Here is a 23,011-nt window from a genome sequence, read left to right as displayed (position 1 = left end):
TCTCCGGCAGGTGACGGCCTGTCGCGACCGCCGTCACCGAGTGTTCCCGGCCCGTAACCACGCTGAAACACCCGTTCCGTACGGTGGCCGACACCAGATCCGATCCGAGGAGGTCGTCGTGCACAGCAGCGGCAGCGCCAGCAGCTCGACGCGTCCGACCTCGGCGTGGAACCGCGGGATGATCGCGCACGGTCGACGGCGGGGACGTGTCCTCAGCTCCCCCTCGCCCACTCCGATCGGACCCTTCCATGGACCTCGTCACCGTCCGCACCGTGCGGACGCCTGCACGCCGCGACGACCTCGCCCTCACCGCGGGTGACCGCCCGCTCGCCGGCGGTACCTGGCTCTTCTCCGAGGAGCAGCCCGGCCTGACCGGACTCGTCGACCTCACCGCGCTCGGCTGGCCGGACGTCGAACGGGCGCCCGGCTCGCTGACGATCGGGGCGACCTGCACGATCGCGTCCCTGCTCCGGCTGCGTCCGGAACCGACGTGGACGGCGTGGCCGCTCGTCGACCGGTGCGCGAACGCGCTGCTCGCCTCGTTCAAGGTCTGGAACAGCGCGACCGTCGGCGGCAACGTGGCGGTGGGGTTGCCCGCGGGTGCGATGACCGCGCTGCTGAGCACGCTCGACGCGACCGCGGTCGTCTGGACGGCGGACGGCGGGGAGCGCCGGGTCCCGGTGGCGGAGCTCGTGCTCGGCGTCCGGACGCTCGCCCTCGGCACCGACGAGGTCATCCGGTCGTTCGAGGTGCCGGAGGCTGCGCTGACCGCGACGACCGGGTTCCGCCGGGTGTCGCTCAGCCCGCACGGCCGGTCCGGCTCGCTCGTCACCGCCCGGTGGTCGTCGGCGGGGTTCGTGCTCGTCGTGACCGCGGCGACGCCCCGGCCGCTCGTGCTCCGGTTCCCGTCGGTGCCCCGCGCCGAGGTGCTCGCCGAGGCCCTGGGTGCGCACGACGACTGGTACGACGACCCGCACGGCTCCCCCGCGTGGCGTCGTGCCGTGAGCACCCGCTTCGCGCACGAGCTGCGCGACGAGGCCGCTTCGACGACAGCGGTGGCGGCATGAGGATCGACGTGGACGGGACCCCGTTCGAGGTGGACCCGCAGCCCGGCCAGGTCCTCCGCACGCTGCTGCGCGAGCACGGCGTCACCTCGGTGAAGAAGGGCTGCGACGCGGGTGACTGCGGGGCCTGCTCGGTGCTCGTCGACGGCGTCCCGGTGCACTCCTGCATCACCCCGGCGCACCGGCTGGAGGGCCGCTCGGTGACCACCGCCGCCGGGCTCGGCACCCCGGAGGACCCACACCCCGTGCAGCGCGCCTTCGCGGACGCGGCCGCGTTCCAGTGCGGGTTCTGCACGGCGGGCTTCGTGGTGACCGCGTCCACCCTCGGCCCCGACGACCTGGCCGACCGCCACCGCCGGCTGAAGGGGAACCTGTGCCGGTGCACCGGGTACCGGGCGATCGAGGACGCCCTGGACGGCGTGACGAACACCGCCTGCGCAGGCGCCGGGGAGGCGATCGGCCGCTCCGTCGCTGCCCCGGCCGCACGGCGGATCGTCACCGGGCAGGAGGAGTACACCCTCGACGTGCGCGGCACCGAGGCGCTGCTGCACCTCGCCGTGCTCGGCAGCCCGCACCCGCACGCCCGGATCACCGCGATCGACACGACGGCGGCGGAGGCACTGCCCGGGGTGCACGCCGTCCTGACCCACCACGACGACCCCGGGGTGCTCTTCTCGACGGGCCGGCACGAGTCGCGGCTCGACGACCCCGACGACACGCTGGTGTTCGACCGCGTGCTGCGCTTCCGTGGCCAGCGCGTCGCGGCCGTCGTCGCCGACAGCGTCCGCACCGCCGAGCAGGCGTGCGCCCTGGTCCGCGTCGCGTACGAGGTGCTGCCGAGCGTGCACGACCCGGACGAGGCACGACGGCCGGGCGCTCCCCTGCTGCACGGCGAGAAGTCGACGGCCGAGCACCGGATCGCCGAACCGGAACGGAACGTCGTCGCGGCGCTGCACGGTGCGACGGGCGACGTCGACGCCGCCCTCGCCACCGCCGACGCGACCGTCGACGGCACCTGGTCGACGGGGCGTGTCTCCCACGCGGCGCTCGAGACGCACGCCACACGAGGGCGGCTGGACGCGGACGGACGCCTCGTGCTGCGGACCGCCACGCAGGTGCCGTTCCTGGTGCGCGACGAGATCGCGCGCGTCTTCGGGCTCGACCCGGAGCGCGTGCGCGTGGTCGCGAAGCGGGTCGGTGGCGGGTTCGGCGGCAAGCAGGAGCTGCTCACCGAGGACCTCGTCACGTTGGCGGTCCTCCGCACCGGACGCACCGTGCAGTACGAGTACAGCCGGCAGGACGAGTTCACCATCGCGCCGACGCGTCACCCGATGCGCGTGCGGGTCCGGCTCGGCGCGACCGCTGACGGTGCGCTCACCGCGATGCACGTCGACCAGACCATGGACACCGGCGCGTACGGCAACCACGGCGTCGGCGTGATGTTCCACTCGGTCAGCGAGTCCGTCGCGGTCTACCGGTGCCCGGTGAAGCGCGTCGACGCGGAGTCGGTGTACACGAACAACCTCCCCGCCGGGGCGTTCCGCGGCTACGGCCTCGGGCAGGTGGTCTTCGCGATCGAGTCCGCGATGGACGAACTCGCACGACAGCTCGGCATCGACCCGGTCGACCTGCGCCGCCGGAACGTGATCGTGCCCGGCGACCCGCTGGTGGTCACCGACCCCGACGAGGAGACCGACCTACGGTGGGAGGGCAGCTACGGCCTGGACCAGTGCCTCGACCTCGTCGAGGACGCCCTCGCCGGCCCGCTCCCCGAGGTCCCCCGGATGGACGGCCCCGAGCTCGACGACTCGTCGGACTGGGCGTACGGCACCGGGATCGCCCTCGCGGCCATCGCGACGATGCCGCCGCGCGGTCACCACGCCCACACCACGGTGGAGCTCCGGCCCGGTGGGCGCTACCGGATCGGGGTCGGCACGGCCGAGTTCGGCAACGGCACGACGACGGTGCACACGCAGCTCGTCGCGACCGCGCTCGGCACCACGCCCGACCGCGTGGACGTGCACCAGTCCGACACCGACGCCGCCGAGCACGACACCGGCGCGTTCGGGTCGGCGGGGGTCGTGGTCGCCGGGCGCGCGCTGTACGCCGCGGCGCAGGCGCTCCGAGACGACCTGGTCGCCCGCGCGATGGCGATCGTCGGCGCGCGCACACCCCGCACGGCCGACGGCCCGCTCGGACCGGCGATCGCGGTCGGCCCCGAGGGCGTCCGGATCGGGGACGAACTGGTCGGGCACGACGAGCTGCTCGCCGACGGGCCGCTGCTCGCGCACGGACGCCACGACGGCACGCCCCGCTCGCTGGCGTTCACGGTGCACGGCGCCCGCGTCGCCGTGCACCGCCCCACCGGTGAGGTCCGGGTGCTGCAGAGCGTCCAGGCGGTCGACGCCGGGACGGTCCTCAACCCCGAGCAGCTGCGCGGTCAGGTCGAGGGCGGGTCGGCGCAGGCGATCGGGTCGACCCTGTACGAGGAGGTCCTGCTCGACGACACCGGTCGGGTCCTGACCGACGCCTTCCGCTCCTACCGGGTGCCGAAGATCTCCGACGTGCCCCGCACCGAGGTGCTCTTCGCCCGGACGCACGACCCCATCGGGCCCCTCGGGGCGAAGTCGATGAGCGAGGCGCCGTACAACCCCGTCGCACCGGCGGTCGCGAACGCGGTGCGGGACGCGATCGGGTTCCGTCCGTACCGGCTGCCGATGACGCGGGACCGGGTCTGGGCCCTGATCGCCGACGCGACCGACGCCGGAGGTGCCTGATGTTCGAACTCGCACCGCGCCTCCTGGCCGTGCTCGACGCGGGCGACCCCGTCGTCGTCGCGACGGCCGTCTCGATGCAGGGCAGCGCGCCGAGCGGCGTCGGGACCTCGATGGCGGTCCTGCCCGGCGGCGAGGTCGTCGGGACCATCTCCGGCGGCTGCGTCGAGGGATCGCTGTACGGCACCGCGGAGGAGGTGCTCGCCACCGGCGTCGCGGTCCTCGAGCGGTTCGGGTTCGACGAGACCGGACCGGACGGTGACCCCGATGCCGCGTGGGCGCCCGCGCTCCGGTGCGGCGGCCGGATCGAGGTCCTCGTGCACCGGGTCGCGCCGGACGACCACGCGGTGGTGGACGCCCTGCGGCGGGCCGAGGCGGGCTCTCCGGTGTCCCTGGCGCTCTCGCTCGACCCGGCGACGCTCGCCACGGTCGTCACCGCGCCGGAGGGCTGCCGCGGACGGGTCTTCACCGAGCGGGCCGACACCCGTCCCCGCTGCATCGTGGTCGGTGCCGTCGAGTTCGCCGTTGCGGTGACCAACGCGGCGGCGGTCCTCGGCTACGCCGTCACCGTCGTGGACCCGCGCCCGGTGTTCCTCACGGACGAGCGCTTCCCGGCCGCCGACCAGCGCGTCGTCGGATGGCCGACCCGGGTGCTCGCGGAGACACCCGTCGACGCGAGCACCGCGGTCGTGGTGCTCTCCCACGACGACCGGTTCGACGCGGCGGTGATCGACCTCGCACTGCGGCGTGGTGCGGGCTACGTCGGCGCGATGGGGTCCCGCGCGACGCACGAGCGGCGGCTCGAGGAGCTCCGGGCGCTGGGGACGCCGGACCTCGGGCGGCTCCGGTCCCCGATCGGGCTCGACATCGGTGCGGTGACGCCGGCGGAGATCGCGATCGCGGTGATGGCCGAGGTGATCGCGGTGCGGAACGGGGGCCGGCGGTGGCGCGCTCACCGGCGGCGAGGGCCCCTGCACCGGCGAGCCGTGGTCGCGGGCTGAGCGCTGCCGCGGCTGCGTGCGTGCGTGTGCGCGTGCGGGCGTGCGAGCGTGCGTGCGTGCGTGCGCATGTTCCGACGTCGCACCTGTCGTTCGACGCGTGCCGCGTCGGAGCATGCGCATGCATCTGGTGCGTGCGCATGCTCCGACATCCCACTTGTCGTTCGACGCGTGCCGTGTCACAAGGTTCGCACGCATCGAACGCCGCCCGCGCCCCGCGTCACCCCGCCGGCGTCCGCGCCAACCGCTCGGCGAGCCGGGCCGCCACCTCGCGCTCATCGGCGGCCACGAGCCTCCCCGTCCCGCACCACCACACGCCCGCCGACCACGACGTGCCGGGGCCGGCGACCGGGCGACGCCCACAGCAGACCGGCCACCACGTCGTCGACTCCCGCGTCCGCGACACCCGAGACGTCCCACACGCACAGGTCACCGGCGGACCCGGCGCCGAGGTGCCCGAGCTCGGGACGCCCCAGCCCGACGGCCGATCCCTCGGTCATCATCCCGAGCACCTGCCGAGCCGGCAGCTGCGGCCCGACGAGCGCGGAGACCTGCATCGCGAGCCGGCCGTCCGCGAGCAGGTGGCCGGCGTCGTTGCTCCCCCCGCCGCTCGTGCCGAGTCCGACCGTGATCCCGGCAGCGGCCAGGCGCGCGACGGGCGCGATCCCCCAGCCCATCGGCACGTCGCAGCCCGGCGCGTGCGTCGCGGTCGCACCGGACGCGGCGATGCGCGTGATCTCGTCGTCGGTCACGTCGCACAGGTGGGCGATCGTGACGTCCTGCGCGAGCCACCCCCAGTCCTCGAGCAGGTCGAGGGGCCGCCGCCCGTACCGCTCCAGTGCGATCGCGGTGTCGACCTGCTCGTTCGCTTGCGTGCGTCGTCGCAGGCCGTGGCGGGCGGCGACCTCGCCGAGCGCCCGGAAGGTGGCCTCGCCGTCGGAGTGCACGCCCGCCGGTCCGACCGCGACCTGCAGTCGGCCGTCGGGGTCGACGCCGCCGACGGCGTCCGGGTGCAGCAGCCCCGCGACGATCGCCTGCGCAGACTCGGCGGCGCGGTCCGGGTCGTCGCGGGCCGACCCACGGACGAAGACGATCCGGCCGCCGAGCGCCCGGACCGCGCCCACGGTCGCCCCGGCGAGCGCCACGGTGTCCGACGGGGTCGCGTCGGCAGGCCAGTTCAGGTGGTGGTCGGCGATGGTCGTGACCCCGGACAGGAGGCCCTCCGCGGCCCCGGCGGACGCCGCCAGCCCGTAGAGCTCGGGATCGTGCCCGACCCGCGCGTACGCCTGCGCCATCGTCGGCAGCCAGTCCGCCATCGGCACGCCACGGGTCCCCGGGAGCGTCCGGAACGCGGTCTGCAGCAGGTGGTGGTGCGCGTTGACGAGACCAGGGGTGACGACGCACCCCGACGCGTCGAGGGTGCTCGCGACGTCGCTGCCGTCGTCCACGACGACGTCGCCGTCGCGCTCGGTCCGGGGCTCGACGAGGACGCGGCGGGCGCCGGTGACGGTCAGCATGCAGGCGTTTCTAGCAGCCCGCTGTTTCCGGCCCGTGACGGCCCGTTCCGGTCCGGTCGCCGGGGCCTTCCGGGAAACCCGCCCGTAACCCCCGCGGAACACCCGGCCCGTACGGTCGCAGCATGTCTCAGACCCTGATCCGCGCCGGCTGGGTGCTCACCGCCGCACCGGACGACTCCGCCACGCCCGCAGCGATCCGCGACGGAGCCGTCCTGCTCGACGGCGACCACGTCGCGGCGGTCGGGACCTTCGCGGAGCTCTCGGCCGCCCACCCCGAGGCGACGGTGCGCGGCGGCGCGTACGACGTCGTCACGCCCGGCTTCGTGAACACCCACGGGCACTTCAGCGAGGGGCTCATCACGGGCATCGGCTCGCAGTACACGCTCTGGGAGTGGCTCACCGCCCTGATCGGCCGCGTCAACCCGGTGATGACTCGCGAGAAGGCGTACGCGGGCACGATGCTGCAGGGCATCCAGATGCTCCGGAGCGGCGTCACGACCGCGAACGACATGTTCTGCGCCGACCCGATGCCCGACGAACCGGCGACGCCCGGGGTGGTGCAGGCGCTCGAGGAGCTCGGCCTGCGCGGCGTGGTGTCGTTCGGCTCCGGTGACGTCGACCGCGACTTCGGGGCGACGCCGATCCTCGAGGAGTTCGAGGCCCTCCGCGAAGCCGCCGACGCCAGCCGGTACAGCTCGTTCCGCGTCGGCGTCTCGTCGATCGGCCGCTACACCGACGACACCTGGCAGGAGCACGTCGACTACGCCGTCGCCGGCGGACACGGCGTGCACGTGCACTTCCACGAGGTGCGCGAGGAGGTCACCGCGGCACGACAGCGGACCGGCCGGACGGCGATCGGCCACGCCGAGGCGACCGGCATGTTCCAGGTACCGGTGATCGCCGCACACAGTGTCTGGGTCGACCGCGAGGACCGCGAGCGGTACGCGACGAACGGCGTCGGCGTCGCCCACAACCCGGTGGCGAACGGGATCCTGGCGAGCGGCATCGCGCCGGTCGCCGAGTTCCGCGCGCTGGGCGTGCCGGTCGGGATCGGGGTGGACGGGCCGGCGTCGAACGACTCGCAGGACTTCCTGCAGGCGATGAAGACCGCGGCCCTGCTCGCCCGGGTCCGCGACCTGCAGGCCACTGCGATGAGCGCCCGGGAGGCGTTCGAGATGGCGACGATCGGCGGCGCCCGCGCGCTGCGCATGGACGACACGATCGGCTCGCTCGAGCCCGGCAAGCGCGCGGACCTGGTCGTGTTCGACGGCGAGAGCCCGACCCTGGCGAACGTCCACGACCCCTACCAGGCGGTCGTGTTCGTGGCCGGCAGCCGCGAGGTCAAGGACGTCTGGGTCGACGGCGAGCTGAGCCTGGCCGACGGCGAGGTCACCCGGGTCGACGTGCACGAGGCCGTCGCGCGGGCACGGCCGCTCGCACGGCAGCTGGTCGCCGAGGCGGGCCTGGAGCGCCTGTCGGCGCTCACCGGCGCGCCGCTCGAGGACACCGAACGCCCGTAGCGGGGCCGGGACGGGACGGACGGGAGGCGGTGCGCACGTCGCGCGCACTGCCTCCCGTCCGACGCGATCAGAGTTCCAGGACCAGGCGCGGGCAGCCGCGTCGGGCGCGGGACACGCAGACCATCATGGTGCGGTCGTCGGCCTGTTCCTCGGGGCTGAGCACGGTGTCGCGGTGGTCGACCGCGCCCTCGAGCACGGGCGTCTCGCACGTCCCGCAGGTGCCCTCGCGACAGGACGACAGCACGAACGCGCCCGCTTCCTCGGCGACCTCGAGCAGGGTCCGGTCGGCCGGCACCGTGACGGTGACGCCGGTGACGGCGAGCTCCACCTCGAAGGACTCACCCGGCGCGTCCACGTCCGCCGCGGGCTCGAAGCGCTCGACCCGGACGCTCCCGGCCGGCCAGTGCGCGGTGGCCGCTTCGACCCCGTCCATCAGCCGGCGCGGGCCGCAGCAGTAGACGACGGCGTCGCGGACCGGCCCGAGCAGCGCGTCGAGGTCGAGCCGGGTGCCCTCCTCGGAGACGGCGAGCGCGACCCGGTCCGGGTGATCGGCGACGAGCGCGTCCGCGAACGCCATCCGGTCCCGCCGTCGACCCCCGTAGTGCAGCTCCCACGGTGTCCCGGCGCGTTCCGCGGCAGCGACCATCGCGGCGATCGGTGTGATGCCGATCCCGCCCGCGACGAACACCGCCGGGCGACCGGGATCGAAGCCGAAGTGGTTCCGCGGGCCGGCGACCGTGGTCTCGGCCCCGACGTCGAGTCCGTCGTGCACCGCGGCCGATCCGCCCCGGCCGGCGGCTTCGCGGAGGACGGCGATCCGCCAGTGCCCGTCCGGCGTGGTCGCGACGAGGGAGTACTGGCGCTCGGTGCCGGGCGCGACCTCGAGGTCGATGTGGGCGCCGGGCTCCCAGTCCGGCAGCGCCGTGCCGTCGAGCGCGGCGAGGTCGAGCACCACGACGTCGTCGGTCACGCGCTCCCGACCGGCGACGCGGACGCGGCGTCGCAGGTCGGCACCGGTCGGGTCGGCCGTGGTCGGCGCGGCACTCACGACGCCGCTCCGGTGCGCGGGGACTCCTTGACGACGATCATGTGGAACCGGCTGCCGTCGGCACTCGCCCACCGGTGCCCGGTGCCGCCGCGGTAGTACGCGGAGTCGCCGGGTCCGAGCCGCAGCGGCGGTCGGCCCCGCAGGTCGAGCAGGACGTCGCCGGCGAGCACCGTCAGGAACTCGTCCTCGTGGTGCTCGAAGTACTCGCCGAGCTCGGTGTTGTCCCCGACCCACTCGAGCGGTTCGAAGGCGTGCGGTCCGGCGTGCACGAGCAGCCGCGCCTCACCGCTGGAGAACGGTCCGCGCGCGCCCTCACCGGCGCGGATGACCTCGGGCGTCTGGTCGTCGGGCTCCTCGCGCTCGGGTGCTGCGGCGGCCAGGAGCGCGACCTGCGTGGTGTCGAGCGCCGCGGCGATCTTCTCGAGCGAGACCATGCTCGCGCGGGAGTGTCCGCGCTCGACCTGGCTGAGGAACGGGTGCGACAACCCGGTGCGGTCGGCGAGCTGCACGAGGGTCATCCGTGCGGCACGGCGGCGGCTCCGGACGTGTTCGCCGATCCGTCGGGCCTGTTCGTCGACGACGCGATCGGCGTCGAGGAGGTCGGTGGGCATCGCGCTCCGTTCGTGGTCTGGGGGCGGTGGGCGTTCCGGGAGCGACTGCTCGTCACAGTCGGCAACCGGCTGGAAACGGGTGGGAAACACGCCGCACCTAGCATCGTGAATGTTGATGCGATCAACATTGTCACACACGATCGAGAGGGTCCCATGGAGTCGTCACTGCCCCGCCGGATCACCCTCCTGCGGTCCGCCCTGCTGCCCGACGGCGGGCTCGTCGACGTCGCGATCCGCGGCGAACACGTGACCGAGGTCGTGCCGGCGGGCTCCCTCGGTGCCCCGGCCGAGAGCACGCTCGACCTGGCCGGACGCCTGCTGCTGACCGCCCCGGCGGACCCGCACGCCCACCTCGACAAGGCCCTCAGCGCCGACCGCATCCACCCGCCGCTCGGCGACCTCGGTTCGGCGATCGCCGCGTGGTCCGGACTACGCGACGACGATGTCGGTCGACGAGATCGCCGACCGCGCCCGCACCCAGGCACTCGCGATGCTGGCCGCGGGCACGACCGCGGTCCGCAGCCACGTCGACGTCCTGAGCGCGCACGGTTCCGCGACGGTCGCGGACGCCGTGCGCGGTGCCCAGGCCCTGGTGCGCGTCCGGGAGGAACTCGCCGACCTGATGGACATCGAGCTCGTCGCCCTCGCCGGCCCCCTCGCGCCGGACGACCACGTGGCGGCCGTCCTCGACCTCGGCGTCGACCTGGTCGGCGGCGCCCCGCACCTGGCCGAGGACCCCGCGGCCGACGTCAACCGACTGCTCGCCATCGCCCGCGACCGCGGCCTCGGGGTCGACCTGCACGCGGACGAGAGCCTGGACGGCCCGGTCACCCTCGACCACTACGCCCGGTCGGTCCGCGACTGGCCCCGCGACCGGCAGTACTCCGCCGGGCACTGCGTCCGCCTCGGCACCCTGCACCCGGAGCGGCTCGCCGAGGTCGTCGCCGACGTGGCCGCCGCGGACCTCGGCGTCATCACCCTGCCGATCACCAACCTCTACCTGCAAGGGTGGCAGCACCCGGTGGCGACGCCGCGCGGGCTGACGGCGATCGGGCGCTCCTCGACGCCGGCGTCCGGGTGGCCGCCGGCGCCGACAGCGTCCGCGACCCGTTCAACCCGGTCGGACGGAGCGACGCCTTCGAGACCGCGTCCCTGCTCGTCACGGCCGGGCACCTGACGCCCGAGGAGGCGTACGCGATGGTGAGCGACACCGCCCGCAGCGTCATGGGGCTGCCGATCGCCGGCGTCGTGCCCGGTGCACGCGCCGACCTGCTCGCCGTCGCCGCGACGAGCATCACCGACGCCGTGGCGAACGCCCCGGCCGACCGCATCGTCCTGTCCCGCGGGCGCCTCGTCGCCCGTACCGAGGTGCGGCGCAGCGTCGCCGCGCCCGCCCGGACCCACGCCGCACCAGCGCGCGAGTCCGAGCCCGCAACCGTCCCCGTTCCCTGACCGCGCACGCCCATGCACGAGAACACGAGGTAGTCGTGACCACCACCGCACCGTCCCCCGTCACCGCGACGGACACACTGCTCGACTTCAGGAACGTCGAGATGACCTTCCCGAACGGCACGATCGCGCTGCAGGGCGTGGACCTCACCGTCGACCGGGGGCAGTTCGTCTCCGTCGTCGGTCCGTCCGGCTGCGGCAAGTCGACCCTCCTCCGGATCGCGTCCGGCCTCGAGACCGCCTCGGACGGTACCGCCGGGGTCGCCGCGGACCGGATCGGCTACGTGTTCCAGGACGCCACGCTCCTGCCGTGGCGGTCCGTGCAGGGCAACGTCGAGCTGCTCGCCGAGCTCCAGCACGTGCCGAAGGCCGAACGGGCCGCCAAGGCGAAGCACGCCATCGACCTGGTCGGGCTGAACGGGTTCGAGACGAACCTGCCGAAGCAGCTCTCCGGCGGCATGCGGATGCGCGTGTCCCTCGCCCGGTCGCTGACGCTCGACCCGCAGCTGTTCCTGTTCGACGAGCCGTTCGGCGCCCTCGACGAGATCACCCGTGAACGCCTCAACGACGAACTCCTCCGGCTCTTCGTGGAGCAGCAGTTCGCCGGCCTCTTCATCACCCACTCGGTGTCCGAGGCCGTGTACCTCTCCACCGAGGTCATCGTGATGTCCGGCCGTCCGGGCAGCATCGTCGGCCGGTTCGACGTGCCGTTCCCGATGCCCCGCGACCCCGACATCCGCTTCACCCCCGAGTTCGCCGAGCTCGTCGGCGAGGTCTCGCACGCACTCCGGGAAGGACACCGCTGATGGCCACCCTGCAGGTCGCCGACGCCCGCGCGACCCGCGCCGCCGCCCGCCGTTCCGCACCACGCGTCCGCCGCTCGGTCACCTGGTGGCAGCCCGTCGTCGTGTTCGCACTGCTCGTCACCGTCTGGTACGCCGTCGCGTACTACTACGACCACGTCCGGGAACTCGCGTTCCTGGTGCCGTACCCGCACCTCGTCCTCAAGGCGATCGTCGCGCCGACCGGCATGAACGGAGCACCGACGACGTTCGGCTCCGACCTCTGGGCGGCACTCGGCCGGACCACGGTCGTGTCGCTCACCGGCCTCGGCTTCGCGATCGTGATCGGCGTCGTCTGGGCGATGGCGATGGCGCAGGCGAAGTGGCTCGAGAACTCGCGCTCTACCCGTACGCCGTCGTGCTGCAGGTGCGTACCGATCCTGGCGCTCGTGCCGCTGATCGGCGCCCTGTTCGGCTACGAGTTCGTCAGCCGGGTCATCGTCACCGTGATGATCGCCCTGTTCCCGATGGTGTCGAACACCCTGTTCGGGCTGCAGTCGGCCGACCGGGCCCAGCGCGAGCTGTTCCAGCTGCCAGCGCTCCGGCCGGCTCGCGCAGCTCGTCAAGCTCCAGGTCCCCGCGGCGCTGCCGTCGATCTTCGTCGGGCTGCGCACCTCGGCCGGGCTGTCCGTCATCGGCGCGATCGTCGGCGACCAGTTCTTCCAGCGGGGCAACCCCGGGCTGGGCGTCCTCATCCAGGTGACGGCCTCGCGCCTGATGGGCCCCGAGCTCTACGCGACGATCATCATCGCCTCGCTGTACGGCGTCGCCGTCTTCCTGGTCTTCGGCCTCGTCGGACGCCTCGCCGTCGGGCGCTGGCACGACTTCGGCTGACCCCGCGTGGCGAGTGCGGCGAGTGCGGCGAGCGCGCCGCGCCCGCCGCCACACCCCAGCGCCCGCACCCGCACCCGCACCCGCACCCCTGAACCCACCCCAGCACCACGAGACCCGCACCACGAACGGAGCCTCCATGCGCACCACCACCCGAATCGGCGTCGCCACCGCCGCCCTCGCCGCCACCGCCATCGCCCTTACCGGCTGCGCGTCGGGCTCGGCCGGCACCACCAGACACGACCGCCGCGACCTCGAACACCGCCACCGGGCCGAAGGTCGACCTGTCGAGCGTCTGCCCCGCGACGGTCGTCGTGCAGACCGACTGGAACCCCGAGGGCGAGCACGGCCACCTGTACCAGATGCTCGGCGCGAACCCGGCGATCAACGCCTCCGACAAGAGCGTCACCGGCGACCTCGTCGCGAACGGCAAGAGCACCGGCGTCAAGCTCGAGATCCGTGTCGGCGGCCCGGCCATCGGCTACTCGAAGGTCAGCTCGCAGATGTACCAGGACAAGTCGATCACCCTCGGCTACGTCTCCACCGACGAGGCGGTGCAGTTCTCCGGCAAGCTCCCCACCACCGCGGTGTTCGCCGAGAACGACCAGTCCCCCTTCGTCATCATGTACGACCCGTCGACCTACAAGGACGTCGACAGCATCAAGGACCTCGGCAAGCAGCTGGAGAAGAACAAGGGCGTCGTCCGCTACTTCAACGGCGCTTCGTACATGTCGTACCTCGAGTCGGCCGGCATCCTCCCCAAGAGCGTCCTCGACGGCAGCTACGACGGCACCCCGTCGAAGTTCGTCTCCGCCGGCGGCAAGGACGCCCAGCAGGGCTTCGCCACCGCCGAGCCGTACATCTACCAGAACCAGGTCGCGGCCTGGGGCAAGAAGGTCGACTACAAGCTCGTCTCGAGCACCGGCTGGAACCCCTACCCCGAGACGATGTCGATCCGCTCCGGTGAGATGTCGAAGCTGAAGCCGTGCCTCGAGAAGCTCGTCCCGATCATGCAGCAGGCCGACGTCGACTACCTGCAGTCCCCCCGGCGCGACGAACGACCTCATCACGAAGCTCGTGCAGCAGTACAACAACGGCTGGACCTACGACTCGAAGGTCGGCGCGTTCGCGGCGAAGCAGATGGTGAAGCTCGGCATCGCGACCGACGGCTCGAACGGCTACGTCGGCGACATGGACGAGCAGCGGATGACCGACTTCATCAAGAAGGCGACCCCGGTCTTCTCCGGTTCCGGCGGCGACGTGAAGTCGGGGCTCACGGCCTCCGACCTGTTCACGAACGAGTTCCTGGACCAGAAGATCGGGCTCGGTTCCTGACCCGGGCCGGCTGAGCCGACCAACAACCGGACTGGAGGCGCGGTGCCAGACCGCCCCGCGCCTCCAGTCCGTCGTCCCGCACCAGTCCACCCCACAGGAGCCAGCATGACCACCGTCACCACCGCCTCCCCCCACCACGATCGAGGCGCTCCGCGCCGAGCTCGTCGACCTGCTCGGCGAGCGCGGCGTCAGCACCGACCAGCGCACCCGTGAACGTGCCTCCGTCGACGAGGCGACCATGAGCCCCATCCTCACCGAGCAGCTGCCGCTCGGTCTGGCCGACCTCGTCGCCTCGCCGGCGAGCGCGGACGAGATCCAGGCGACCCTGCAGGCCGCCGTCCGCCACGGCGTGCCCGTCACCACCCGCGGGAAGGGCACCGGCAACTACGGCCAGGGCATCCCGCTGCACGGCGGCCTCGTGCTCGACACGTCCCGGGCACGCGCCGTCGTCGAGGTCGGCGACGGCTGGGTGACGGCCGAGGCCGGCGCCTCGATGGTCGCGCTCGAACAGGCCGCTGCGGCCGCAGGACAGCAGCTCTGGATGTACCCGTCCACCGCGCAGTCCACGATCGGCGGGTTCCTGTCCGGCGGGTCCGGCGGCACCGGGTCGATCGCGCACGGGTCGAACTGGCAGGGCTTCGTGACCGCGCTCGACATCGCCCTGCCCGGCGCCGCCGAGCTGCTCCACGTCGAGGGCGAGGAAGCCCAGACGTTCGTGCACACCTACGGCACCGCCGGCGTGATCGCCCGCGCCACGGTCCGGCTGGAGCCGCTGCAGGACTGGCGCGCCGTCTACGCGACGTTCCCGACGTTCGAGCAGGCCCTGACCGCCGTCCGGACCCTGCGCGGGCTGGACCCGGTCCCGCGGCTCGTCAGCGCGGACCGCGCCGAGATCGCCGCGACCCTGCCGAAGGACGACGCGATCGTGGCGGGGCGGGCGAGCCTCCGGGGCATCGTCGACGCCGTCACGCTCGACGAGGCCCGCGACCTGATCGACCTGGCGGGCGGCACCGTCGAGGACGTCCGCGAGGGCCTGCAGCAGACCACGAAGGTGTCGATGCTGTCGTACAACCACCCGATCTGGTGGCTGAAGCGGAACACCCCGGACACCGAGTACTTCCACGTCGAGGTCGGCGGCGAGGCGTTGATCGACCGGATCGCCGAGGTCGAGGCCGTGTACCCGGGCGGGATGCTGCACATCGAGGCGGCGCACGTCGGCCCGATCGGGATGCTCACGGCGCCCTACACCGGGGCCGAGGACGTCTACGCCGGCTACCCGGCGCTCCGCGACCTGGGCGTCCGGGTGCACAGCCCGCACCAGTACTACGTCGACCACGGCGTCGAGGAGCTCATCGTGCTGAAGCGGCGCACCGACCCGGACGGCCTGCTCAACCCGGGACACGTGATCGACCCGTCGCTCGTGGAGTCGGGCGGGTCGACCGCATCGGCGCAGCCGGCCGTGCCGGGGTTCGGCAAGTGAACGCGCCGGGCACCGGCACCCGCAAGCTCGCGGAGCTGTCCGGACCCGCCGTCGCCGCGGGCTTCGGGCCGGACACCATCGTCGTGCAGCCGACCGGGGCCGTCGAGCACCACGGGCCGCACCTGCCGCTCCTGACCGACTTCCTGCTCGCCGACCACATCGGCGGCGCGGCGGTCGAGCGCGCCGCCGCCGAGGGGCTCGACGTCTGGCAGCTCCCCACGCTCGCGTTCACGAAGTCCGACGAGCACAGCTGGGCACCCGGCACGGTGTGGCTCGACACCGAGACGATGTTCGACACCGTCGTGCAGGTCGGTCGGGCCGTGGCGCTCACCGGCGCCGGCACGCTCGTGTTCGCGAACGGGCACGGCGGCAACGTCGCCCTGCTGCAGGTCGCGCTCCGCGAGATCCGCAAGCGGTACGGGCTGAAGACGTTCCTCATGCCGACCCTCGCGCGGATCCCCGCGCCGGACGGCGAGGACTCGGACGAACTCGGCCTCGGCATCCACGGCGGAGCCGCGGAGACCTCGATGATCCTGCACCTGCGCCCCGACCTCGTCGACATGACGCTGGCCGAGCGCTGGGTGCCCGAGCACCTGGCCGCCTTCTCGAAGATCGCGTTCAACGGTGGACCCGTGTCGTTCGGGTGGTTGTCGAACGACTTCGGGGACGCCGGGGTCGTCGGTGACGCGAGCCGGGCGACCGCCTCGTACGGGGCGGCGCTCTGGGAGCACTCCCTCGACGAGGCGGTGGCGTCGCTGCACGAGATCGCGCGGTTCGACCCGGTCGCGGCGCGGTGAACCCGCTCTGTCCTGGCCGGCGCTTGGTTGGACGGGGCCGAGGCTGCGCCACCGACGATGACACTGTCGACGATCGGCCTCGACGGCTACCCGTCCGCGCGGACCGTGCTGCTGTCGCGGTTCGACGGGCAGCGGTTCCACTTCCACACCGACACCCGCAGCCGGAAGGCCGCCGAGCTCACGGCCGTGCCGCGTGCGACCGTCACGCTGCACCAGCCGGAGCGGGCGCGGCAGCTCGTCGTGACCGGCGACGTGGTCGAGGTCGCCGCGGACGAGGCCCGCGAGGCGTACGCGGCGCGGAGCCGGTACCTGCAGGTGCTCGCGTGGCTGAACGACCACGAGCTCGCCGCCGAGCCGGACGTGCGACGGCGGGAGCGGTGGGCGGCGTTCGAACGGGATCGCGGCGCCGAGCTGGAGCCGCCGGAGACCTGGGCCGGGTACGCGGTCACCCCCGTGCGGATGCTCTTCTGGCAGGGCGACGCCGAGGGGCCGAGCAACCGCCAGGCGTTCTCCCGCGACCCCGAGGCGGACGGCGGCTGGCGGCTGGAGCACTGGCCTGGCTGACTGCTTGACACCTTCTGGCTATGCGGTGTAGCTTTTGGCTACAGGCATTAGCCAAGGAGGCAGCCATGCTCGAACACTTCGACACCGGTGCAGGGACGATCGCGTACGACCTGACCGGGACGGGGCCGCTCGTCGTCCTCGCCCACGGGATGGGCGACAGCCGGCACGCGTACCGGTTCATCGTCCCCGAGCTCGTCGCCGCGGGCTACCGCGTCACGAACGTCGACATCCGCGGAGCGGGTGACTCGAGCACCGGGTGGGCGGGCTACGAACGCGCCGACATCGCCGGCGACCTCGTCGCGCTCGTCCGGCACCTGGGCGGCCCGGCGGTCGTCGTCGGACAGTCCATCAGCGGCGGGGCCGCCACGATCGCCGCCGCGACCGCTCCCGACGACGTCGTCGGCATCGTCGAACTCGCACCGTTCACCCGGAAGCAGTCCCTCGACCTCGTCGGCCTGCTCCGCAACCGCACCCACCGCGCGGGGACGCTGCAGCTCCTCAAGCTCATGACGACCGGCAGCCTGCCGGGCTGGCTCGCCTACCTGGACCTCGCGATCCCGACGAAGCCGGCGGACTGGGCCGAGGAACGCGGGCGCATCGAGCGCACACTCCAGCAGCCCGAGCGGATGGCGGCACTCCGCGCAATGACGAAGACCTCCCCGCCGACGCCGGCGCACGCCTCGGTGACGTGCGCTGCCCGGTCCTCGTCGTCGAGGGCAGCGCCGACCCCGACTGGGCGGACCCGCGTGCCGAGGGCGAGCGCATCCTCGCCGACCTGCCCGACGGACTCGGCGAACTCGCCGTGCTCGACGGCGTCGGCCACTACCCGCACACCGAGGCGCCGACCGAGGTCCTCGCCCTGCTGCTCCCCTTCCTCGGGCGCACGCTGCCCACGGTCGCCGGGGACCAGCGTGCCTAGGGCCGGACTCGACCCGGCGGTCGTCACCGAGGCCGCCGCCGCGCTGGCCGACGAGATCGGCTCGCGCAGCTGACCATGAGCCTCGTCGCCGAGCGACTGGGCGTGAAGGCCCTGTCCCTCTACAAGCACGTCGACGGGCTGCCCGACCTCGTCCGACGCGTCGCGGTCCTCGCCGCCACCGAGCTCGGGGACGAGCTGCGCGACGCCATGCAGGGTCGCGCGGGACGAGACGCCCTCGAGGCCGCGGCGCAGACCGTCCGCCGGTACGTCCAGCAGCACCCCGGCCGGTACGACGCCACGACCGGGGTCCGGCCGGCCGACGAGGACGACCCGCTGACCGTGGCGCTCGACCGGACCATGGCGTCGTTCGCGGCCGTGCTGCGGGCCTACTCGCTCGACCCGGCGGACGAGGTGCACGCGCTCCGGATGCTCCGCAGCGTCCTGCACGGCTTCGCCACCCTCGAGGCGTCCGACGGGTTCCAGATGGGGACCGACGTCGACACGAGCTTCACCTGGATGGTCGACTTCCTCGACCGGGGGTTCCGCTCCGCCGCGCGACGGTGAGGCGCGGGCCTCATCCGGCCGCGACGCGGCGCCAGCGCAGCTCGACGGTGAAGCGGCGTCCGTCCGGTGCCTCCCGGGGTGTCCCCGCCTCGTGGAGGAGCCCGTTCTCGATCCGGACCCGTCGTCGCTGCTCGCCGGCCTGCCAGTCGGTGAAGAGCGACGTCACGATGTGGTGGGTCACCGTGCCGGTGCGCTCGTCGAGCGTGAACGGCCCCGCGTAGGCGATGAACCGCTGCGCCATGGCGGCGAGCTGCGGGTCGGTCGCCCGTTGCGGGTCGGTGGCGCCGCTTCGTGGGCGGGACGCGTCGCCGAGGGTCGCGGAGACGGAGCCGTCGTCGGTGTAGATGATGTACCCGTCGGCGTTCGGCCCGAACTCCGGCACCTGCTCGCCGTCGTCGAAGGTCTGCGTCGCGCTGACGAGGGTCCACGAGCCGATCAGGTCCGCGACCGTGATGCCGGTGGTGGTGTCGTCCGTCGACTGCGTCATCCCTCTGCCTGCCGTTCCTGCTGGCCGATCTGGTCGACGTCGATGTCCGCGCCGAGGAACGCGGCGTCGTCCGGAACGGCGAGGCGCATCTCGGTCACCGGCGAGATGCGGACCTGCGCCGACCGCACCTCCAGGTCGAGCACGTGACCACCGTGCCGACGAGCGTCGTCGACGAAGTGCAGGTGGTAGCCCGCGACGGCGATCGCCTGCTCGAACTGGGGCGTCCGGAAGCCGGCGACCGTCCCGGTGGCGTCGTGCAGGGTGTTGACCGCTTCCCCGGCGGCCGCTTCGACGAGCGGCGGGTAGGGCTCGTGCTGCTCCCCCACCGTCCGGGTCCGGATGGTGGAGAAGGTCCCGGTCGATCCGCACGGCGAGGGGCACGTTCGCGCTGCGCACCGCCGCGTCGACGCGTCCGGTCAGCGCGGCGAGGGTGCAGGGCTCGCTGATCGTGATGCTGGTCGTGGCGTGGAAACGGGTGACGGCCGCGAACGGCGTGCGGTCCGTCCCCGCGGCGATCGGTCACGCTGCCGTCGTCGCGCAGGTGGTAGCAGACGCCGTCCACGACGACCATCTCGCCGTCGAGGTGGTTGAAGGTGCCCAGTCCGAAGTCACCGTGCTCGAGGAGCTGCGCCACCGTCACGTCCCCGTCGTAGACCCCCGCGAGGAGGGCCGAGATCGTCGAGGTCTGGTACACGGTGTAGTCGTCCGAGTCGTCCACCCGGTGGGTGGGCTGCGATGGCGTGGTCATTCGATGGAGTCCGCATCCAGGTGCGCGGCGATGTCGGCGTTGCGGCTGTAGTCGACCGCGACGTCGATGATGGAGATCCCCGGCTCGTCGAGCGATGCGCGCAACGCGGTCTCGAAGTCGGCGAGCGTCGACACCCGGCGTCCGGTCCCACCGAAGGCCTCGGCGAGGGCGACGGTGTCGTAGTCGCCGAGCTCGATCCCGGAAGTCCGGCCGTACTTCAGCTCCTCCTGGAACGCGACCATGTTGTAGGCGTTGTCCTGCATGATGATCTGGGTGAGCGAGAGGCCGAGGCGGTTCGCCGTCTCGAGCTCCTGCGCGGAGAAGAGGAACCCGCCGTCGCCGGCCACCGAGACGATGTGCGTGCCCGGCCGGAGGAGCGCGGCCGCCATCGCCCAGGGCAGTGCGACGCCGAGCGTCTGCTGGCCGTTGGAGAAGAGCAGGTGCCGCGGTTCGTAGACGCGGAAGTGGCGCGCCATGAAGATGTAGTTCGAGCCCATGTCGCACGCGACGGTGGCGTCGTCGTCCAGCACGTCCCGCAGGGTCAGGACCAGTCGCGCCGGGTCGACCAGGCCGGGTGCGGCCTCCGCCGTCCGCGCGTGGTCGTCGATCGCCGCGAGCTGGTGGCGGTGCTCGGCCGCACGGTTCCTCGCGTCGTCCGACAGCGTCAGCCCGGACACCGCGGGCAGGAGCGCGTCGATCGTCGCCGCGATGCCGCCGCGCAGCTCGAGCGCCGGACGGTAGTGGCGGTCGTAGGCGGCCGGGACGGTGTCGATGTGGATGACGGGGCGGTCCACCTCCGAGTTCCAGATCACCGGGTCGTACTCGACGGCGTCGTACCCGACCGCGATGATCAGGTCCGACTCGTTGAGGGCGAGGTCGGCCGGCTGGTTCTTGAAGAGCCCGACGCGGCCGAGGTAGTGGTCCTCGAGCTCGCGGGAGACGAGCCCGGCGGCCTGGAAGGTCTCGACGACGGGCAGCTCGGTGTCGGCGATCACGGCCCGCAGGGCGCGGACGCTCTCCGGGTCGGAGCCGCGGAGCCCGACGAGGAGCACCGGCCGTTCCGCGTTCCGGATCAGCTCGGCGGCGCGGGCGATCTCGTCCGCCGGCGCGGGTCCGAGCGTCGGCGTGGGGTTCGCGGGTCGTCCCGACGGCAGCGGCGTCGCCGCCGCAGCCAGCACGCTGGCCGACAGGACCACGGCGGCGGCGCCCTTGGGCTCGGTGGACGCCGCACGGAACGCGTTGGCGACGGCTTCTCGGACGTCGTCCGGATCGGTGGACTCCGTGGTCGACTTCGTCACCGTCGTCGAGGAACGCGGCGGCGTCCATCGACTGGTGCGTGCGCTTGAGGCGGTCGGACAGCTGGACCGCGCCGGCGAGCGCGACGACCGGGTCCTGCTCGGTGGTGGCGGTGAGGAGCCCCGTTGCGAGGTTGGTCGTGCCCGGCCCCGAGGTGACGAGCACCACGCCGGGGGTGCCGGTGAGCCGGCCGACGGCCGCGGCCATGAACGCCGCGTTCTGCTCGTGGCGGCAGACGATGAGCTCCGGTCCGCCGTCGTTGAACGCGTCGAAGACCGCGTCGACCTTCGCGCCCGGGATCCCGAAGACGTACTGCACGCCGGCTTCGGTCAGCGCGGCGATGACCTGGTCGGCGCTCCGGTGGGGGTCGATGTGGTGCTGCACCGCAGTGGTCGCCGCGGTCTGGGTTGCCTGGTCGGTCATGGTGCGGGTGCCTCTCGTCGGTGGGTTCGTGTCGAGGATCGGTGCTGCCCGGACGCGGGTGCCCTGCTGCTCCGGACGCCCATCGCAGCAGACCGACCGGCGCGGGGAGAGCGTCAGCGCGACTCGATCCGACGGGGGGAACGGCCGGTCGGGTCAATCGACGCAAGCCCGGGACCGGCCGTCATCGGGACGCTCGGACCAGGCGGCCGTTCCGGCCGCGGACGGAGGAGCGGACACATGGCGGAGCCGACGAGCACCAGGGACACCGACGAGCGCCGACGGACGGACCTCGGGCGCCGGCTGCTCGCCGAGGCCGCGGGGACCGCGTTCCTCGTGCTGGCGGTCGCCGGTACCGCGCTGTTCGACACCGGGTTCCGCGACGTCCACCTCGGTTCGGGGTTCGTCGGGGTGGCCCTGGCGCTCGGCATCAGCGTGTTCGTGGGCGCGAGCGTGTTCGGCCCGGTGTCGGGTGGGCACTTCAACCCCGCGGTGACCGTCGGCATGGCGACCGCCGGACGCTTCCGCTGGCGGGACGTCCCGCCGTACGTCGTCGCGCAGGCCGTCGGTGCCGTCGCCGGCGGTGGTGCGATCGCCCTCGTCGCCGTCACGAGCGGACGGTTCGCCGCGCTGTCGGCGTCCGGCTTCGCGTCGACGGGGTGGGGGCCGCTGTCGCCGGGCGGCTTCGGGATCTGGTCGGCGTTCTCCGTCGAGGCGATCACGACCGGGGCGTTCGTCGCGGTCGTGCTCACCGCGACCCGCCGCGCCACCGTGGTCACGCCGCTGGTGATCGGTCTGACCCTGACCGCGGTCGCGTTGCTCGCGATCCCGGTGTCCAACGGGTCGTTCAACCCGGCGCGTCTGATCGACCGCGGTCTTCGGCGGCCTGACCGCCGTCGCGCAGCTGTGGCTGTCGCTCGTGGCCCCCGCGCTGGGCGCCCTGGTGGTCGGAGCCTCGCACGGGCGCTCGACCGCGTCGGACGAGACCGCGTCAGGTGGGACGGCGATCGCCCCGCCCACTGCGGCGAGGCGCTCGGCGAGACCGTCGAGGACCTCGGGCCGGACGTCGCCCGGGTCCCCCGGAGCGCGTCGATCGCGCCCTGGAACGCAGCGCGTGCGCCGACCGCGTCGTCCAAGGCGGCGAGCGCGTCACCGCGGCGCCGGAGCGCGACGGCCTCCCCGACGCGCCAGTCGAGTCGCGCTGCTTCGCGGTGCGTCCGGTCCGCGCCTCGACGACGGCCGCCGCCCACTGTGCGTGCTCGAGCAGGAAATCGGTCCGGAGGCTGAGCGCGTTCACGACGTCCACCCGGGCGAGTTGGTCGTCGGGATCCGCGGCGGATCGCTCCCGCGCGTCGCGCTCGATCGCGTCGAACGCCGCTGCGGCGACGGCGGTGTCGCCGAGCCGACCGACGACGACGGCGAGCAGCAGCGTCGCCTGTCGTCGGCCGTCCACGTCGTCGATCTCGGTGAAGACCGACGCCGCCTCGGCCAGTGGAACCCGGCCGCCTCGTGGTCGCCGCCGTTCGAGCGGGCCCACGCCTCGTAGAAGAGCGCCCATCCCTGCACGGATCGGTCGCCGGCTGCACGTGCCGCCCGTCCCGACGCGCGCCGCACGGACGGCCGCCGCTTCGTCGGCTCGCTCGACCAGCTCGGCCCACGCGAGGTACCCGAGGTGCACGCCCTCGAGACGGGCGTCGCCGAGCGCCCGAGCGGCGGCGACCGACAGCGCGAACAGGTCGCGCCAGCG

At 73.3% G+C, this 23,011-nt stretch carries 22 protein-coding genes and 4 pseudogenes; 16 read left to right on the top strand and 10 right to left on the bottom strand.

The window, feature by feature from the left end; all coding sequences use genetic code 11:
• Positions 1-248: 248 nt before the first annotated feature.
• The 3 genes from ACZ8AI_RS18535 to ACZ8AI_RS18525 are packed head-to-tail and all read left to right on the top strand — an operon-like array spanning position 249 to position 4,839.
• On the top strand, positions 249-1,067 hold the full coding sequence (locus ACZ8AI_RS18535) for an FAD binding domain-containing protein (RefSeq protein WP_464859384.1): 819 nt from the start codon (positions 249-251) through the stop codon (positions 1,065-1,067).
• On the top strand, positions 1,064-3,841 hold the full coding sequence (locus tag ACZ8AI_RS18530; protein ID WP_464859383.1) for a molybdopterin-dependent oxidoreductase: 2,778 nt from the start codon (positions 1,064-1,066) through the stop codon (positions 3,839-3,841). The genes ACZ8AI_RS18535 and ACZ8AI_RS18530 overlap by 4 nt, the downstream gene beginning before the upstream one ends.
• On the top strand, positions 3,841-4,839 hold the full coding sequence (locus tag ACZ8AI_RS18525) for an XdhC family protein (RefSeq protein WP_464859382.1): 999 nt from the start codon (positions 3,841-3,843) through the stop codon (positions 4,837-4,839). Before ACZ8AI_RS18530 ends, ACZ8AI_RS18525 begins: the two co-directional genes overlap by 1 nt.
• Positions 4,840-5,111: 272 nt before the next feature.
• On the opposite strand, the gene ACZ8AI_RS18520 is transcribed toward ACZ8AI_RS18525, so the two are convergent.
• Positions 5,112-6,353, bottom strand: coding sequence for an amidohydrolase family protein (locus ACZ8AI_RS18520; RefSeq protein ID WP_464859381.1), 1,242 nt, complete (start codon positions 6,351-6,353; stop codon positions 5,112-5,114).
• A gap of 122 nt (positions 6,354-6,475) precedes the next feature.
• Here ACZ8AI_RS18520 and ACZ8AI_RS18515 point away from each other — a divergent pair, with 122 nt between their 5' ends.
• Positions 6,476-7,873: an amidohydrolase family protein gene (locus tag ACZ8AI_RS18515; protein ID WP_464859380.1), complete on the top strand. Its 1,398-nt coding sequence runs from the start codon at positions 6,476-6,478 to the stop codon at positions 7,871-7,873.
• Between the two features lie 67 nt (positions 7,874-7,940).
• Here ACZ8AI_RS18515 and ACZ8AI_RS18510 read toward each other — a convergent pair whose 3' ends face one another.
• From ACZ8AI_RS18510 to ACZ8AI_RS18500, 3 genes are all read right to left on the bottom strand, one after another.
• A complete protein-coding gene (locus ACZ8AI_RS18510) occupies positions 7,941-8,921 on the bottom strand; it encodes a PDR/VanB family oxidoreductase (protein WP_464859379.1) in 981 nt (326 codons plus the stop codon).
• Positions 8,918-9,532 carry a helix-turn-helix domain-containing protein gene (locus ACZ8AI_RS18505; RefSeq protein ID WP_464859378.1) on the bottom strand — a complete coding sequence of 205 codons (615 nt, stop codon included), beginning with the start codon at positions 9,530-9,532 and terminating at the stop codon, positions 8,918-8,920. The genes ACZ8AI_RS18510 and ACZ8AI_RS18505 overlap by 4 nt, the downstream gene beginning before the upstream one ends.
• 162 nt (positions 9,533-9,694) lie before the next feature.
• Positions 9,695-9,877 (bottom strand): hypothetical protein, encoded by a 183-nt coding sequence (locus ACZ8AI_RS18500; protein ID WP_464859377.1) that lies wholly within the window; start codon positions 9,875-9,877, stop codon positions 9,695-9,697.
• A 97-nt stretch (positions 9,878-9,974) separates the two neighbouring features.
• Here ACZ8AI_RS18500 and ACZ8AI_RS18495 point away from each other — a divergent pair, with 97 nt between their 5' ends.
• The 10 genes from ACZ8AI_RS18495 (at position 9,975) to ACZ8AI_RS18450 (ending at position 18,313) form a co-directional block, all read left to right on the top strand.
• Positions 9,975-10,709, top strand: coding sequence for an amidohydrolase family protein (locus tag ACZ8AI_RS18495; RefSeq protein ID WP_464859376.1), 735 nt, complete (start codon positions 9,975-9,977; stop codon positions 10,707-10,709).
• Complete coding sequence (locus tag ACZ8AI_RS18490) at positions 10,610-10,984, top strand: hypothetical protein (RefSeq protein WP_464859375.1); 375 nt, start codon at positions 10,610-10,612, stop codon at positions 10,982-10,984. The genes ACZ8AI_RS18495 and ACZ8AI_RS18490 overlap by 100 nt, the downstream gene beginning before the upstream one ends.
• 35 nt (positions 10,985-11,019) lie before the next feature.
• Entirely contained in the window at positions 11,020-11,787 is a 768-nt protein-coding gene (locus ACZ8AI_RS18485; protein ID WP_071294063.1) for an ABC transporter ATP-binding protein, read from the top strand.
• Positions 11,787-12,749: an ABC transporter permease gene (locus ACZ8AI_RS18480; protein ID WP_464859374.1), complete on the top strand. Its 963-nt coding sequence runs from the start codon at positions 11,787-11,789 to the stop codon at positions 12,747-12,749. The genes ACZ8AI_RS18485 and ACZ8AI_RS18480 overlap by 1 nt, the downstream gene beginning before the upstream one ends.
• Positions 12,750-12,968: 219 nt before the next feature.
• Positions 12,969-14,003 (top strand): hypothetical protein, encoded by a 1,035-nt coding sequence (locus ACZ8AI_RS18475; protein WP_464859373.1) that lies wholly within the window; start codon positions 12,969-12,971, stop codon positions 14,001-14,003.
• A gap of 224 nt (positions 14,004-14,227) precedes the next feature.
• Positions 14,228-15,469 carry an FAD-binding oxidoreductase gene (locus ACZ8AI_RS18470; protein WP_464859372.1) on the top strand — a complete coding sequence of 414 codons (1,242 nt, stop codon included), beginning with the start codon at positions 14,228-14,230 and terminating at the stop codon, positions 15,467-15,469.
• Positions 15,466-16,266: a creatininase family protein gene (locus ACZ8AI_RS18465; protein WP_464859371.1), complete on the top strand. Its 801-nt coding sequence runs from the start codon at positions 15,466-15,468 to the stop codon at positions 16,264-16,266. The genes ACZ8AI_RS18470 and ACZ8AI_RS18465 overlap by 4 nt, the downstream gene beginning before the upstream one ends.
• 27 nt (positions 16,267-16,293) lie before the next feature.
• Positions 16,294-16,830, top strand: a complete 537-nt coding sequence (locus tag ACZ8AI_RS18460; RefSeq protein WP_464859370.1) for a pyridoxine/pyridoxamine 5'-phosphate oxidase — start codon at positions 16,294-16,296, stop codon at positions 16,828-16,830.
• A 65-nt stretch (positions 16,831-16,895) separates the two neighbouring features.
• The gene (locus tag ACZ8AI_RS18455; RefSeq protein ID WP_464859369.1) at positions 16,896-17,822 is read left to right on the top strand and encodes an alpha/beta fold hydrolase; all 927 of its coding nucleotides are present in this window, start codon (positions 16,896-16,898) and stop codon (positions 17,820-17,822) included.
• Between the two features lie 2 nt (positions 17,823-17,824).
• Complete coding sequence (locus ACZ8AI_RS18450) at positions 17,825-18,313, top strand: TetR-like C-terminal domain-containing protein (RefSeq protein ID WP_464859368.1); 489 nt, start codon at positions 17,825-17,827, stop codon at positions 18,311-18,313.
• Positions 18,314-18,323: 10 nt separating this feature from the next.
• Here ACZ8AI_RS18450 and ACZ8AI_RS18445 read toward each other — a convergent pair whose 3' ends face one another.
• The 6 genes and pseudogenes from ACZ8AI_RS18445 to ACZ8AI_RS18420 form a co-directional block, all read right to left on the bottom strand.
• A complete protein-coding gene (locus ACZ8AI_RS18445; protein ID WP_464859367.1) occupies positions 18,324-18,800 on the bottom strand; it encodes a lipocalin-like domain-containing protein in 477 nt (158 codons plus the stop codon).
• Positions 18,797-19,147: pseudogene (locus ACZ8AI_RS18440) on the bottom strand (acetolactate decarboxylase); the annotation flags it as partial. The pseudogene ACZ8AI_RS18440 and the gene ACZ8AI_RS18445, both read right to left, overlap by 4 nt.
• Before the next feature lie 25 nt (positions 19,148-19,172).
• Positions 19,173-19,316 (bottom strand): annotated as a pseudogene (locus ACZ8AI_RS18435) (hypothetical protein); the annotation flags it as partial.
• 7 nt (positions 19,317-19,323) lie between these two features.
• Positions 19,324-19,548: pseudogene (locus ACZ8AI_RS18430) on the bottom strand (acetolactate decarboxylase); the annotation flags it as partial.
• Complete coding sequence (gene alsS / locus ACZ8AI_RS18425; protein WP_464859366.1) at positions 19,545-20,846, bottom strand: acetolactate synthase AlsS; 1,302 nt, start codon at positions 20,844-20,846, stop codon at positions 19,545-19,547. The pseudogene ACZ8AI_RS18430 and the gene alsS, both read right to left, overlap by 4 nt.
• Positions 20,847-20,874: 28 nt before the next feature.
• A pseudogene (locus ACZ8AI_RS18420) lies at positions 20,875-21,267 on the bottom strand (thiamine pyrophosphate-binding protein); the annotation flags it as partial.
• Between the two features lie 237 nt (positions 21,268-21,504).
• Here ACZ8AI_RS18420 and ACZ8AI_RS18415 point away from each other — a divergent pair.
• Positions 21,505-22,551 (top strand): aquaporin, encoded by a 1,047-nt coding sequence (locus tag ACZ8AI_RS18415; protein WP_464859365.1) that lies wholly within the window; start codon positions 21,505-21,507, stop codon positions 22,549-22,551.
• Positions 22,520-22,810, top strand: a complete 291-nt coding sequence (locus ACZ8AI_RS18410) for a hypothetical protein (protein ID WP_464859364.1) — start codon at positions 22,520-22,522, stop codon at positions 22,808-22,810. Before ACZ8AI_RS18415 ends, ACZ8AI_RS18410 begins: the two co-directional genes overlap by 32 nt.
• The last annotated feature ends 201 nt before the right edge of the window (positions 22,811-23,011 follow it).

The organism is Curtobacterium sp. AC273, from assembly GCF_979253735.1.
The sequence above is the reverse complement of the archived record's forward strand: the minus strand, read 5'-3'. Positions and strand labels throughout refer to the sequence as shown.